This is a genomic window from Streptomyces krungchingensis (assembly GCF_054729265.1).
The window spans coordinates 4536291-4550141 of sequence record NZ_JBPUKY010000001.1; the positions used below are offsets into that span (position 1 = coordinate 4536291).

The window sequence follows — 13851 nt, forward strand, 5'->3', positions numbered from 1 at the left end:
AGTCAGTCCTTCACCGCTCCGCCGAGTCCGGAGACGAGTCGTCGTTGTACGAGTACGAAGAAGATCAGTACCGGAATCGTCATCACCGTGGAAGCGGCCATGACGCCGCCCCAGTCCGGCTCGTCCGGCTTGTAGAACACGAGAAGCGCCATCGGCAGTGTCGACTGCGAAGTGTCGCTGATGATGAAGGACTTGGCGAACAGGAAGTCGTTCCAGGCCGAGATGAAGGAAAAGACGCTCGTGGCCACCAGGCCCGGGAAGACCAGGGGGAACAGAATCCGCCAGAGGAATCGCGCGCGGCTCGCCCCGTCGATGTAGGCGGCCTCCTCCAGCGCCTCGGGCACGGCCTTTACGAAACCGCGCAGCATCCAGATGGCGAAGGGCAGCGAGAAGGCGATGTGCGGCAGGATCAGCGAGCCCAGCGTGTTCAGCTGGCCGAGGTCCCGCATGAGGAAGAAGAGGGGGATCGTCAGGGCCTCGACGGGCACCATCTGCGCGACCAGGAACATGATCAACAGGGTGGTCCGGAACCGGAAGCGGAATCGCGTCACGGCCGTCGCCGCGAGAAACGCGACGAGCGCCGAGACGATGACGACGGTTCCCGCCACGACGAGGCTGTTGAGGAAGTAGCGGCCGAATTCCTGCTGCCCGAAGACGCGCCGGAAGGAATCCAGCGACGGCGAAAGCGTCCAGGGCCGTGGCTCGGTGGACTCGATCTCCCCGGCCGGTTTGAAGGCGCTGAGCACCATCCAGTAGAGGGGGAAGGCGACCACCACGGCGATCAGCAGTGCGGACGCCTCGGCGGCGAGCCTCCACGGCCGGCGGGGACGGCGGACGACTCCGCGCAGAATGCTCACAGTTCCTCCCCCTGCCTGCGCAGCAGCCGCAGGTACACCAGCGTGACCGCCAGCAGCAGCACCAGCATGACCACGCCGATCGCGGAGCCGAGGCTGTACTGCGAGGCGGCGAACGCCTTCTGGTAGGCGTACACGTTCAGGACCAGGTTCTGGCCGGCGATGCCGCCGCCGTTCGTCATCACGTAGATCTGCGTGAAGACCTTGAAGTCCCAGATGACCGACTGGATGGTGACGACCACGAGGATCGGCCGGAGCATCGGCGCCAGCACCGAGCGCCAGATCCGCCACTGCGAGGCGCCGTCCAGGGCGGCGGCCTCCAGCACCTCGCCCGGCACCGCCCGGATGCCCGCGTACACGGTCACCATCACGAACGGGAAGGAGCACCAGACCACTTCGAGCAGCACGAGCGCGAAGGCGCTGAGCCGCCCGTAGGTCCAGGAGTGGTCGCCGAGCCCGAGGACCCGGTCGACGGGGCCGAAGTCGGGGTCGAAGAGGAACAGCCAGACCGTGGAACCCGTGACGGCCGGTGTCGCCCAGGCGCCGAGTGCCGCCAGCATCAGCGCCAGCCGCGGCACCGCCCGCACCCGGGTCAGCAGCACCGCGAGCGCGCAGCCGGCGGCCAGCGTCGCCAGCACGCAGGCCGCCGCGAACAGCACGGTCGCGAGGAGCACCTGCCAGAACTGGTCGTCGGCGAAGAGCGTCGCGTAGTTGCCGAACCCCTGGAACGTGGTCGGCTCACCGCCGCTGACCTGCGCCTGGGTGTACTCCAGGAACGAGATCAGGCCGAGCTGGTAGATCGGGTAGACGAGCAGGCCGCCGAGGACGGCGAGGGCGGGGAGAAGGTAGAGCCAGGGGGTCCAGCGGCTGCCCGTGCGCCGGGACCGGGCGGGTGCGCCGCCCCGGCGCCCGGGACGGCGCGGGGCCGCCTTGGTGACCGGGGCGCGCGCGGCCCGCTCGGCGAGTGCGTCGTGCGTCATCGGATCAGCCCACGGAGCTGAAGGCGTCGTTCATCTTCTCGGCCGCGTCCTTCGAGGCGGCGGCCACGTCCTTCTTGCCGCTGATGACCTCCTGGAACATCGTCGGCAGGACGAGCGAGGCGTCGATCTGCGCCCAGGCGGGCGAGGCCGGCACGAACTTGGCGCCCGAGGCGAGCGTCTTGACGAAGGGCTCGACGAAGGGCTCCTCGGCCGCGACCTGCTGCCGCACATCGGTGTAGGTGGGCAGGAAGCCCATCGCGTCGAAGAGTGCGCCCTGGGTCTTCTTGGACGCCAGCTGCTTCATCAGGTCCACCGCCAGTGTGCGGTGCGAGGTGCTCTTCAGTACGCCGATGTTGTTGCCGCCGGCGAAGGCGGGCGCCACCGAGCCGGGCTTCACTCCGGGCAGCGGCACGACCGCGTACTTGCCCTTGACCTTCCCGGCCTCGATCGCCGCATGGCTGAAGTCGCCGCCGATGGCCATGCCCGCCTTGCCCGAGGCGAAGGCGGTCACCGTGTCGTTGCCGCCCATGCCCGCGCACTTGGCGGCGGGACAGTTCGCGGAGCCGAACAGCGAGGTGTAGGCCTTGATGCCCTTCTGGGCCTGTGCGCTGTCGATGGTGGAGGAGTACGAGCCGCCCTTGCCCTCGGCGAGTTCACCGCCGCGGGACCAGATGAACGGCATGGCGCCGTAGGTGTAGGCGCCGCCGACCGCGAGGCCGTACAGGTCGGGCCTGGCCGCGTGGATCTTCCGGGCGGTCTCGGCCAACTCGTCCTGTGTCTTCGGGACTTCGAGGCCGAGGTCCTTGAGGACGTCGGTGCGGTAGTAGAGGGCGCGGACGCCGACGAAGTACGGGGCGCCGTAGATCTTCCCGTCGACCGTCACGGACTGCCGGGCGGTCGGGTCGGTGTCCTTGGCCTCGCTCCAGCCGTTGAACTCCTTCGTGATGTCGGCGAGTCCGCCGTCCTTCACGTAGCCGGCCGTGTCCGTGTTGCCGTACTCGATGACGTCGGGGGCGCTCTTCGGGTCGTTGAAGGCGGCCTTGACGCGCTGGGCGCGGGTCTCCACGGGGATGTACTCGACGGTGACCTCGGTGCCCTTGTGGGTCTTCTCGAAAGCGGCGACAGCCGCGTCGACGACCTTCTGCTTCGGCGCGTTGTCGACCTCCTGGAAGAGCCAGACGCGCAGGGTGCCCGTCTTCTCGTCCTTGCCGGAGGAGGAGCCGCCCGAGGTCTGGGGGGCGCAGGCGGTGGCGACGGCAAGGGCCGCGACAGCGGCGGCCGTTCGGACAGAGAGCTTCACGAGCATCCTCCGATGGGGGGGCGCGTTGCAGCATGCGCAATGGCGGTTTCGCTCTGTACAACACACGGAGGCTATGGAGTACATGAACATGCCCACAAGAGGTCTCAACCACTCTGTGACCACGGGACGCACTCCGTGCAACGCCGGACCGCCACCGGGCCGCGCGGACACCGCGCGCCGGGCCCTCCCGCGCCGGACGCCGGGCTCTCGCACGCCGGGCGCCGCCCGTTCGGGCGCCGGGCTCTCGCGTGCCGGGCCCTCTCCCCGTCGGGCGCGGGCTGTCGCGTACCGCGGGTGCGGGCTGTCGCGTACCGCGCTCCCCCTCGCCGCCACGCGCCGGGATCCTCCCCCGCGGCCGCCGCCCGCAGGGGCGCTCCACCTCAAGCCGCCGCTCGCAGAGGCGCTCCACCTCGTCGCGCGCAGGGGCTCCCCTTCTCCGGCCGTCGCGCACCGGACCCCCGGCCCCCCGGGCCGCGAGCCTCCCGGCGCCGGCGCGGGCGTCAGCGCGCCGCGGCGCCCCGATCCCGGGCACGACAAAGCCGCGGCGCCCCGTCCCGGGGTGCCGCGGCCTTGCTCAGCGCGCGACCTGCCGCGCCCGGGGGCGCGGCGGCGCTACTTCTTGTCGCCGTCCTTGCCCTTGTCGCCACCGGCGCCCATGGACTCGTAGATCTCCTTGCACATGGGACACACGGGGTACTTCTTCGGGTCACGGCCCGGGACCCACACCTTGCCGCAGAGGGCCACGACGGGCGTGCCGTCGAGGGCGCTCGCCATGATCTTGTCCTTCTGGACGTAGTGGGCGAAGCGCTCGTGGTCCCCGTCGCCGTGCGACACCTGCGGCGTCGGCTCCACGAGGGTCCCCGTCCCCGTGCCTCGCTGGGGCTGGGTCTCAGGCTCAAGAGTGCTCATGAGTGCAAGGGTACTGAAGCGCACGGGCATCAGTTGAGCGAAGGGTCGTCCGGGTACGTCGCGACCATCGCGAGCTCGTTGCGCTGGCGCCGCAGGACCTCGCGCCACAGGCGCTCCGGCGACGGGGAGGAGACGTCGCCCGGCTCCGACTCGACCACGTACCAGGCGCCCTCGACGAGTTCGTCCTCCAGCTGGCCGGGACCCCAGCCCGCGTATCCCGCGAAGATGCGCAGCGAGCCGAGGGCCGAGGCGAGCAGCTCGGGCGGGGCCTCCAGGTCCACCAGACCGATCGCGCCGTGCACGCGCCGCCAGCCAAGGGGGGCACGCTCGCCGGCCCCGCCGCCCGGGATCACCGCCACACCGAGGGCCGAGTCCAGCGACACCGGTCCGCCCTGGAAGACGACACCGGGCTCGCCGGCCAGGTCGGCCCACGCCTCCAGGATGTCGCCGACGTCCACGGGGGTGGGCCGGTTGAGGACGACACCGAGCGAGCCCTCCTCGTCGTGGTCGAGGAGCAGCACCACCGCGCGGTCGAAGTTCGGGTCCGCCAGGGCGGGCGTGGCCACGAGCAGCCGCCCTGTGAGCGAGGACACCTCGGTCATGCCAGACATGATCCCGCATCTTCCCGCCACATGGGGAGCCAATGCCCGTAAGGGAGTGAATGCAGCTCAGGGCGCAGAGGAGCGCCCCCCGCGCACACCGGTTCCGGTGACCCCGTGTGCCCGATTCGGAACGGTTCGTGTTGTGGCAAAGCTATGACGGACCTGAGTGGTCCTTGGGCTTTCTGAGGGGGGGTGGGCGGCGATTACCCTAGCCTCTCGGCTCCTGCACGACGGGCCTGCCGACCGCTCACACCTGCCCAACTCATCGGAACGCGAGATACATGACCGTCAATGACGATGTCCTGCTTGTCCACGGCGGAACCCCGCTCGAGGGCGAGATCCGTGTCCGCGGTGCGAAGAACCTCGTACCCAAGGCCATGGTCGCCGCCCTCCTGGGCAGCGCGCCGAGCCGGCTGCGCAATGTTCCCGACATCCGCGACGTGCGAGTCGTACGCGGACTGCTCCAGCTGCACGGTGTGACGGTCCGTCCGGGAGAGGAGCCGGGCGAGCTGGTGCTCGACCCGTCTCACGTCGAGAGCGCCAACGTCGCCGACATCGATGCCCACGCCGGTTCCTCGCGCATCCCGATCCTGTTCTGCGGCCCGCTGCTGCACCGGCTCGGCCACGCCTTCATCCCGGGCCTCGGCGGCTGCGACATCGGCGGCCGTCCGATCGACTTCCACTTCGAGGTGCTGCGGCAGTTCGGCGCGCGGATCGAGAAGCGCGCGGACGGCCAGTACCTGGAGGCTCCGCAGCGGCTGCGCGGCACCAAGATCAAGCTGCCGTACCCGTCCGTCGGCGCGACCGAGCAGGTGCTGCTGACCGCGGTGCTCGCGGAGGGCGTCACCGAGCTGTCCAACGCGGCCGTGGAGCCGGAGATCGAGGACCTCATCTGCGTACTGCAGAAGATGGGCGCGATCATCGCGATGGACACCGACCGGACCATCCGCATCACCGGTGTCGACAGCCTCGGCGGCTACACCCACGCGGCGCTCCCGGACCGCCTGGAGGCCGCCTCGTGGGCCTCCGCGGCACTGGCGACCGAGGGCAACATCTACGTCCGCGGCGCCCAGCAGCGCTCGATGATGACCTTCCTGAACACCTACCGCAAGGTGGGTGGCGCGTTCGAGATCGACGACGAGGGCATCCGCTTCTGGCACCCGGGCAGCCAGCTCAAGTCGATCGCGCTGGAGACGGACGTCCACCCGGGCTTCCAGACCGACTGGCAGCAGCCGCTGGTCGTCGCCCTGACGCAGGCGACCGGCCTGTCCATCATCCACGAGACGGTCTACGAGTCCCGTCTCGGATTCACGTCCGCGCTCAACCAGATGGGCGCGCACATCCAGCTCTACCGCGAGTGCCTCGGCGGCTCGGACTGCCGCTTCGGCCAGCGCAACTTCCTGCACTCGGCCGTCGTTTCGGGCCCGACCCGGCTCCAGGGCGCCGACCTGGTCATCCCCGACCTGCGCGGCGGCTTCTCGTACCTCATCGCGGCGCTGGCGGCGCAGGGCACCTCCCGGGTGCACGGCATCGACCTGATCAACCGCGGCTACGAGAACTTCATGGAGAAGCTCGTCGAGCTCGGCGCGAAGGTGGAGCTGCCGGGCAAGGCGCTCGGCTAGTCACCGTCGTACGTACGCCAATGGGGCGGCCCCCGGTGAAAGGGGGGCCGCCCCATTGGCGTTGCTGCGCCTCGTACGCGTCCCGTGGCGTACAGGACGTACAAGCGGGCTTACTTGCCCTTGGCGGCTTCCTTGAGCTTGCTGCCCGCGGAGACCTTCACGCTGTAGCCGGCCGGGATCTGGATCGGGTCGCCGGTCTGCGGGTTGCGCGCGGTGCGAGCGGCACGGTGGGTGCGCTCGAAGGTCAGGAAGCCGGGGATGGTGACCTTCTCGTCGCCCTTGGCGACGATCTCGCCGACGGTCTCGGCGAACGCGGCCAGAACGGCGTCGGCGTCCTTGCGAGTCACCTCGGCGCGGTCGGCCAGCGCGGCCACCAGCTCACTGCGGTTCATGTTCTTACTCCCGTGTTCTTCTTGCCATTGAGGCGTGCCACGCGGCGGAGCCGCATGTCGGGCACGTCTAAGCCGATGCTGCCAGGGTCCTCGTTCGGTCCCCGCACCCGGGTCCGTGGCCAGACCCTCGCGCCCGAAGACGCATCCTGCCCCCACCTGCGGCGGGAAAGCCAATCCGGCACCCCTGGGAGTCACACGAACACCCTTGGGAGTCACACGAAAAGGCCTGCGAGGCCTGAACCTGGCCGCCACCTTAGGGGGCGCCCACAAGCCCGGCGTCCCGCGACGCGCCGGTGCGAGGGGGGCCGTGGCCATCGTCACAGCCCCCGGAACACCGGGCGCGGACCCGGTCGCGGGGTGCCGGACGCCTAGTCGGCGGCGGGCGCCGTGCCCGCCGCCTTCGCGGCGTTGCGCACCGCTCCGGCGACCGCTCCCGCGACCTTGTCGTTGAAGACGCTGGGGATGATGTAGTTCGGGTTGAGCTCGTCCTCGGTCACCACGTCCGCGAGGGCGGTCGCGGCGGCCAGCATCATCTCCGTGTTGACGGTACGCGACTGGGCGTCGAGGAGTCCGCGGAAGACGCCCGGGAACACCAGGACGTTGTTGATCTGGTTGGGGAAGTCGGAGCGTCCCGTGGCGACAACTGCCGCCGTCTGGCGGGCGATTGCCGGGTCGACCTCGGGGTCGGGGTTCGCGAGCGCGAACACGATGGCGTCGTCGGCCATGGCGGCCACGTCGTCGCCGTCGAGCACGTTCGGGGCGGAGACGCCGATGAAGACGTCGGCGCCGCGGACGGCTTCCTTCAACGTGCCGGTGAGGCCTTCGGGGTTGGTGTTGTCGGCGATCCAGCGCAGCGGCGAGTCCGTGGCGGCGTCGACCAGGTCCGCGCGGTCCGCGTGCACGACGCCGTGGATGTCGGCGACGACGGCGTTCTTCACACCGGCGGCGAGCAGCAGTTTGAGGATGGCCGTACCGGCCGCGCCGGCGCCGGACATGACGACGCGGATGTCGCCGATCGCCTTGCCCGCCACGCGAAGTGCGTTGGTCAGGGCGGCGAGGACGACGATGGCGGTGCCGTGCTGGTCGTCGTGGAAGACCGGGATGTCGAGGGCCTCACGCAGCCGGGCCTCGATCTCGAAGCAGCGCGGCGCGGAGATGTCCTCCAGGTTGATGCCCGCGAAGCCGGGGGCGATCGCCTTCACGATCTCGACGATCGCGTCGGTGTCCTGGGTGTCGAGGCACAGCGGCCAGGCGTCGATGCCGGCGAACCGCTTGAAGAGGGCCGCCTTGCCCTCCATGACGGGCAGCGCGGCCTTGGGGCCGATGTTGCCGAGACCGAGCACGGCGGAGCCGTCCGTCACGACCGCAACGGAATTGCGCTTGATGGTGAGGCGGCGGGCGTCCTCGGGGTTCTCGGCGATCGCCATGCAGACGCGGGCCACACCCGGCGTGTAGACCATGGAGAGGTCGTCACGGTTGCGGATGGGGTGCTTGGACTGCATCTCGATCTTGCCGCCGAGGTGCATGAGGAACGTACGGTCGGAGACCTTGCCGAGGGTGACGCCCTCGATGCCGCGGAGCTTCTCGACGATCTCGTCGGCGTGGCCGGTGGACGTCGCCGCGATGGTGACGTCGATCCGGAGCTTCTCGTGCCCGGACGCGGTGACGTCGAGGCCGGTCACCGAGCCTCCGGAGGACTCCACGGCCGTGGTGAGCTGGGAGACCGCGGTTCCGCTCGCGGGCACCTCCAGCCGGACCGTCATCGAGTAGGAGACGCTGGGCGCCGTTGCCATGGCCGACTTCCTCTGCTTTCACCGTGTACTGCGTGTACTGCGCGGCCTTGCCGGGTCGCGTCATGCCGTCCGATCGTCGCACCTACCGCCGAGTACGCGGTAGCCGCCCCGGATTGCGAACGTTTTGTTCGCGACCTGCCGCACGCTTTCGGAAACTAGTTTCCACCATACGAGAAGTTGCGGGCGCAGCAAAGAGACCCACGTCACTGGATGACGTGGGCCTCTTCGGTGGTGCTCCGTTCAGTGACACCGACCCGCCATGCTCGCCTCGCGGCAAGTGGTCGCTCGTAGCGACGAAGGTTGGGCCCGGGGGCTTGGATCGGGCCGGTGCCACACCAAGGCTAACAAACAGATCCCGTAAGGCCATTCCCGCGCCGGAAGTTCATACGGGGTCCCGTGGGCTCAGTCACGCAGCAGGTCCGGCACCCCGTCCGCGTCCGGCTCGTCCCGCTCGCCCGACACGAGCGTCAGCTGCTGGGTCGCACGGGTCAGCGCGACATACAGCACACGCAGGCCGGCCGGCGACTCGTCGGCGATCTCCGCGGGCGAGACGACGACCGTCGCGTCGTACTCCAGTCCCTTCGCCTCCAGGCTGCCGAGAGCCACCACGCGGTCGCCGAGACCGGCGAGCCAGCGGGCCGCCTCCTCGCGCCGGTTCATCGCGACGACCACGCCCACGGTGCCGTCGACGCGGTCGAGGAGCCGTGCGGCCTCGGCACGCACCGTCCGGGCGAGCGATTCCTCCACGACCGCGAAGCGCGGCTCCACACCGGTGGAGCGGACCGCCGAGGGGGATTCCGAGCCGGGCATGGCCAGGGCGAGGACCTTGGCCGCGAGCTCGGCGATCTCGGCGGGGTTGCGGTAGTTCACGGTGAGGGTGAAACGGCGTCTGGGGCGGGTCCCGAGCGCCTCGTCGCGTGCCTCGGCGGCCTCGTCGGGGTCGGACCAGGAGGACTGGGCCGGGTCGCCGACCACGGTCCAGGTGGCGTGCCGGCCCCGCCTGCCCACCATCCGCCACTGCATCGGCGTGAGGTCCTGCGCCTCGTCGACGATGACGTGCGCGTACTCGGTCCGCTCCTGGGCGAGCCGCTCGGCGCGCTCGCGCTGCGACTCCTCGCGCACCGGCATCAGCTCCTCCAGACCGGTGAGCTGGTCGAGCGGATCGAGCTCGCGCCGCTTCCTGGGCCTGGCCGGGGTGCCGAGGATCGCGTTCAGCTCGTCCAGCATCGCCACGTCGTGCACGGACAGCCCGTCCCGCTTCAGCGAGCGGGCCACCCGCCGGACCTCGCCGGGGTTGAGGATGCGCCGCGCCCAGCGCCCGAGCCGCCGCTCGTCGGCCATGGCGGCCAGCACGCCCCGCGGCGTCAGCTCCGGCCACCAGGCGTCCAGGAAGGAGACGAAGGCGTCCTCGGACAGGATGTCCTCGTCGAACGACGACCTCAGCTCGGCGGCCAGCTCCGGGTCCGTGTGCCGGGACCCGGCCCCCGACTGCGCCCACAGCGCGTCGAGCAGCAGCTTGCGGGCGCGCGGGCGCAGCAGGTTGACGGGCGCGGTCCCGCCCAGCGCGTTGCGCCGGATGCGGTCCAGTTCCGCGGCCTCCAGCTCCAGCCGGCGGCCGAAGGCGACGACCCGCAGCCGGGTGGGTGCCGTCGCCGCGTCGTCCCGCGTCCCCGGCTCCTCGCCGAAGGCGAGCTGCTCGGTGCCGCCCGCGTCCTCGGCGCCGCCTCGCGCGAAACGGCCGGCCGGGCCGGACCGCCCGCCCTGCGCGGGCGCCGGCTCCAGCGCGCCGCGCGCCGCCTTCCGCAGCACCTTCAGCATCCGGTACGAGCCCTTGGCCCGGGCCACCGCCGGGGAGTCGTACAGGGTGGCCTCCGCGCCGTCGACCAGCGAGCCGATGGCGCGGATGGCGACCTGGCCCTCCTCGCCGAGGGAGGGCAGGACGCCCTCGGTGTAGGCGACCAGCAAAGGGGTCGGGGAGACGATCAGGATGCCGCCCGCGTAGCGGCGCCGGTCCTGGTAGAGGAGGTACGCGGCCCGGTGCAGGGCCACCGCCGTCTTCCCGGTGCCCGGACCGCCCTCCACGTACGTCACCGAGGCGGCGGGCGCCCTGATCACCAGGTCCTGCTCGGCCTGGATCGACGCCACGATGTCCCGCATGGTGTGGCTGCGGGCCTGGCCGAGCGCGGCCATCAGCGCGCCGTCGCCGATCACCGGGAGCTCACGGCCGTCGAGAGAGGCTTTCAGCTCCGGGCGCATCAGGTCGTCCTCGACACCGAGCACCTTGCGGCCCTTGGAGCGGATGACCCGGCGGCGCACGACACGGCCCGGGTCGACCGGGGTGGAGCGGTAGAAGGGGGCCGCGGCGGGCGCCCGCCAGTCGATGACCAGCGGCGCGTACTCCGCGTCGAGGACGCCGATCCGGCCGATGTGCAGCGTCTCCGCGATGTCGGCGTACTGCCCGCTCGCGTCCTCGCGGACCGCGCCCTCGGCGGGCTCGACCGCCGTGTACGCGCCGTCCGGGCCCTTCTTGCCGTCCTTGCCGAGCAGCAGGTCGATCCGGCCGAAGAGGAAGTCCTCGAACTCGTTGTTCAGGCGGTTGAGGTGGACACCCGCCCGGAACACCTGGGCGTCCCGCTCGGCGAGCGCGCCCGGCGTACCGACCTGCCCGCGCTGGGCGGCGTCGTTCATCAGGAACTCCGCCTCGTCGATCTTCTCCTCGAGGCGCCGGTACACCCGGTCCAGATGTTCCTGTTCGACGCTGATCTCCCGGTCCCGTACGGAATCGTCCCGTAGGGAGTCCTCCTGCGCGGAGTCCCCTACGGGTTCGTGGACCGAGCCGAGCGCGGTTTCCTGCTGAGCCTGAGCGGCCACCGGGCCCCCTTCTGACGTGCTGGGCAGCCGTCAACCGTACGCGAAGGGGACCCCGGCAGGCTACGTCCGCGCCCGGGGTTCGCTCAGGCGGCCACCTCCACGAGGCGCTTCCCGTCGAACGTCATGACCTCGAAGTGATCGATCTGGTTGGGCGAGAAGGCCGCGCCGCCGTGCACGTAGAGCGGGTTCTTCGCCTCCTCGGTCTTCGCGTTCGTGATGCCGTAGCCCCACTTCGGGACCGCCCAGGAGGTGACCGTCTCGCGCTCGCCGTTCTTGCCGACGGCGATCAGGGAGCACTTGAGCGGGCCCGTGACGTTCTTGAGCTGGAGGACGGCGTGCGTGCCCCAGGCCTTCTTCTCGACCGCGACCACGGCGTTGACCTGGGTCTTCGGGTCCGTGGCCTCCTTCTTGTCGGTCATGACCTCGAAGGCCGCCTTGGCGGGGCTGGTGGCGTGCGCCTGCGGCATGTTCGTCCCGGTGTCGCTGCCGCCGTCGACCGCCATGACGGTCAGCGGGCCGCCGATGATCAGCGCCGCGGCCGCCGCCACCAGGTACATGCCGCGCCGGCGCTTCTTGGCGCGGCGCTCGGACACCTCGTCGACCAGCCGCTCGGCGAGCCGTGGGCTCGGGCGCGCGGAGAGGGACTCGGCGATGGCCGGGCTGCCCTGGGAGGCGGGCAGGTCCGCGAGCGCGGCGAGCATCGGCTCCATCCCGGCCAGCTCGTCGAGCTGCTGGGCGCACCACTCGCAGGTGGCGAGATGCGCCTCGAAGGCGGTCGCCTCGGCGTCGTCGAGGATGCCGAGGGCGTAGGCGCCGACGGTCTCGTGAATGTCGCCGGGGCCTTGCTGTCCCCGTGGACCCTGCATGGCTCCTGGACCACCCGTTCCGTATCCCCCGTATGTGTTCATGCCGTCACCCCCCGCTCCTCCAGCGCCAGCTTCATCGAGCGCAGGGCGTAGAAGACCCGGGAGCGCACGGTGCCACTGGGGATGCCGAGGGTTTCGGCCGCCTCATTGACCGTACGCCCTTTGAAGTAAGTTTCGACCAGAACTTCCCTGTGAGCAGGGGTCAGGTCGTCCAACGCGTCCGACAGTGTCATCAGCCACAACGCCTTGTCGATCTCGTCCTCCGCGGGGATGACCTCCAGCGGCGACGGGTCGACCTCCTGAGGCCGGGCCTGCCGGCTCCGGTGGCCGTCGATGACGATGCGCCGGGCGACCGTCACCAGCCAGGGGCGTACCGAACCGGTTGCCCGATTGAGCTGACCGGCGTTCTTCCAGGCACGGATGAGCGTTTCCTGTACGACGTCCTCGGCGCGCTGGCGGTCTCCGGCGACCAGCCGCAGGACATACGCCAGCAGGGGCCCCGCGTGTTCCCGGTACAGCGCACGCATCAGCTCCTCGTCGGGTTCGGTCGACGAGGACTGGGACATGCGATGTCGGGCCCTTGGCCTTCGTTCATCAGCCACGGCGGAATCCTTGCGCACGCCTACCTCCGGTGTCCGGGGGTTCCCCCAGTCGGTCGCTCATCCCCGGGTACGTGCACTGGCGTGCGTGTGTTCAAAGAGGCCGCACATATTTCTTGATCGGGGTTTGAAAAGGGAGTTGAAGGGCTTTCTGAAAACTGGTTGCGGTCGGGGGGTCACGTACGGGTCACCTGGCGGCCGCACTCCGGTCCGCGGCCGGAAGGGCCGCCCGGGGGCCGGAGTGGGCAGGATCACACCGTCCCGGACGTCCGGACCTGCCGCATGCCGGGAGCCGTCGTCGCGTACGGCGAGGTGACGGGCACCCCGCGCGACGAAACCCGGCGCGGACCTCTGCTCGGGCCCGGGCGAGGCGCGGGCGAGGCTCAGGCGCGGGCGAGTGCCGCCCGGCGCCGGTGCCGGGCCACCCGCTCACGGTTTCCGCACACCTCGCTGGAACACCAGCGCCGGCGCCGGCCGCGCGAGGTGTCGAGGTAGACGATCGGGCAGTTGTCGCCCTCGCACTGCCGCAGACTCGCCCGCGCCGTCGGATCGGTGAGCAGGTCGAGGGCGTCCCGGGCGACGACGGAGAGCAGTTCGGCGCAGCCGGGCGGGGCGTGCAGCCTGCGGTGCAGCGAACCGTCGTCCGCGCGTACGGCCCAGGGGGCGGGCGGAGTGGCGAGGGCGGCCGCGTTGACGCGGGCGAGCGCCGCGTCGGCCGGCCGGCCGTCCAGTTCTCCGCGCACCAACCGGGCCACGTGTCCGCGCAGTTCCCTGAAGGCGAGGAGCCACGCCGTGTCGGCCGAGCCCAGCGGGGTTCCCGCGGGGACCAGCTCGGAGGCGGCGATCCAGGCGCGCAGCCGGGCGGCCGAGTCGAGCCGTTCCTCGGGATGGGTGGTCGCCGTCAGGTCCAGGCAGATCCGCCCGGAGTCGAACCGCAGCTCGTACGAGGCCGTGGCCATGCCCGATGCCATGTGCCTGTCACCGCCTTGGGGTTACCGCCGTGAGGGGTCGGTGAGGGTCGTACCCCCTACAGTGCATGCCCGCACGCCCGGCCGGAAGACTC

The 13851-nt window shown here is 70.8% G+C and carries 12 protein-coding genes; 1 reads left to right on the forward strand and 11 read right to left on the reverse strand.

The window, feature by feature from the left end:
• Window positions 1–2 precede the first annotated feature (2 nt).
• From ACSYGO_RS20055 to ACSYGO_RS20075, 5 genes are all read right to left on the reverse strand, one after another.
• Window positions 3–857, reverse strand: coding sequence for a carbohydrate ABC transporter permease (locus ACSYGO_RS20055; protein ID WP_426675467.1), 855 nt, complete (start codon window positions 855–857; stop codon window positions 3–5).
• Window positions 854–1834: a carbohydrate ABC transporter permease gene (locus tag ACSYGO_RS20060; protein ID WP_432172191.1), complete on the reverse strand. Its 981-nt coding sequence runs from the start codon at window positions 1832–1834 to the stop codon at window positions 854–856. Before ACSYGO_RS20060 ends, ACSYGO_RS20055 begins: the two co-directional genes overlap by 4 nt.
• Before the next feature lie 4 nt (window positions 1835–1838).
• On the reverse strand, window positions 1839–3134 hold the full coding sequence (locus tag ACSYGO_RS20065; RefSeq protein ID WP_432172192.1) for an extracellular solute-binding protein: 1296 nt from the start codon (window positions 3132–3134) through the stop codon (window positions 1839–1841).
• A 612-nt stretch (window positions 3135–3746) separates the two neighbouring features.
• Complete coding sequence (locus tag ACSYGO_RS20070; protein ID WP_028804715.1) at window positions 3747–4043, reverse strand: DUF3039 domain-containing protein; 297 nt, start codon at window positions 4041–4043, stop codon at window positions 3747–3749.
• 29 nt (window positions 4044–4072) lie between these two features.
• Window positions 4073–4645, reverse strand: coding sequence for a YqgE/AlgH family protein (locus tag ACSYGO_RS20075; RefSeq protein ID WP_028804714.1), 573 nt, complete (start codon window positions 4643–4645; stop codon window positions 4073–4075).
• Between the two features lie 281 nt (window positions 4646–4926).
• Between ACSYGO_RS20075 and murA the strand changes: the two genes are divergently transcribed.
• Window positions 4927–6267 (forward strand): UDP-N-acetylglucosamine 1-carboxyvinyltransferase, encoded by a 1341-nt coding sequence (gene murA / locus ACSYGO_RS20080; RefSeq protein WP_345640836.1) that lies wholly within the window; start codon window positions 4927–4929, stop codon window positions 6265–6267.
• Between the two features lie 110 nt (window positions 6268–6377).
• On the opposite strand, the gene ACSYGO_RS20085 is transcribed toward murA, so the two are convergent.
• The 6 genes from ACSYGO_RS20085 to ACSYGO_RS20110 form a co-directional block, all read right to left on the reverse strand.
• The gene (locus tag ACSYGO_RS20085) at window positions 6378–6659 is read right to left on the reverse strand and encodes an HU family DNA-binding protein (RefSeq protein WP_007382399.1); all 282 of its coding nucleotides are present in this window, start codon (window positions 6657–6659) and stop codon (window positions 6378–6380) included.
• A 368-nt stretch (window positions 6660–7027) separates the two neighbouring features.
• Window positions 7028–8452 (reverse strand): NAD-dependent malic enzyme, encoded by a 1425-nt coding sequence (locus ACSYGO_RS20090; protein ID WP_426675464.1) that lies wholly within the window; start codon window positions 8450–8452, stop codon window positions 7028–7030.
• A 402-nt stretch (window positions 8453–8854) separates the two neighbouring features.
• Complete coding sequence (locus ACSYGO_RS20095) at window positions 8855–11323, reverse strand: HelD family protein (protein ID WP_460387187.1); 2469 nt, start codon at window positions 11321–11323, stop codon at window positions 8855–8857.
• An 83-nt stretch (window positions 11324–11406) separates the two neighbouring features.
• Window positions 11407–12189, reverse strand: a complete 783-nt coding sequence (locus tag ACSYGO_RS20100; protein WP_432172194.1) for an anti-sigma factor family protein — start codon at window positions 12187–12189, stop codon at window positions 11407–11409.
• A gap of 38 nt (window positions 12190–12227) precedes the next feature.
• Window positions 12228–12755: a sigma-70 family RNA polymerase sigma factor gene (locus ACSYGO_RS20105; protein WP_037766446.1), complete on the reverse strand. Its 528-nt coding sequence runs from the start codon at window positions 12753–12755 to the stop codon at window positions 12228–12230.
• A gap of 416 nt (window positions 12756–13171) precedes the next feature.
• Window positions 13172–13759, reverse strand: a complete 588-nt coding sequence (locus ACSYGO_RS20110; RefSeq protein ID WP_426675461.1) for a CGNR zinc finger domain-containing protein — start codon at window positions 13757–13759, stop codon at window positions 13172–13174.
• Between the last annotated feature and the right edge of the window lie 92 nt (window positions 13760–13851).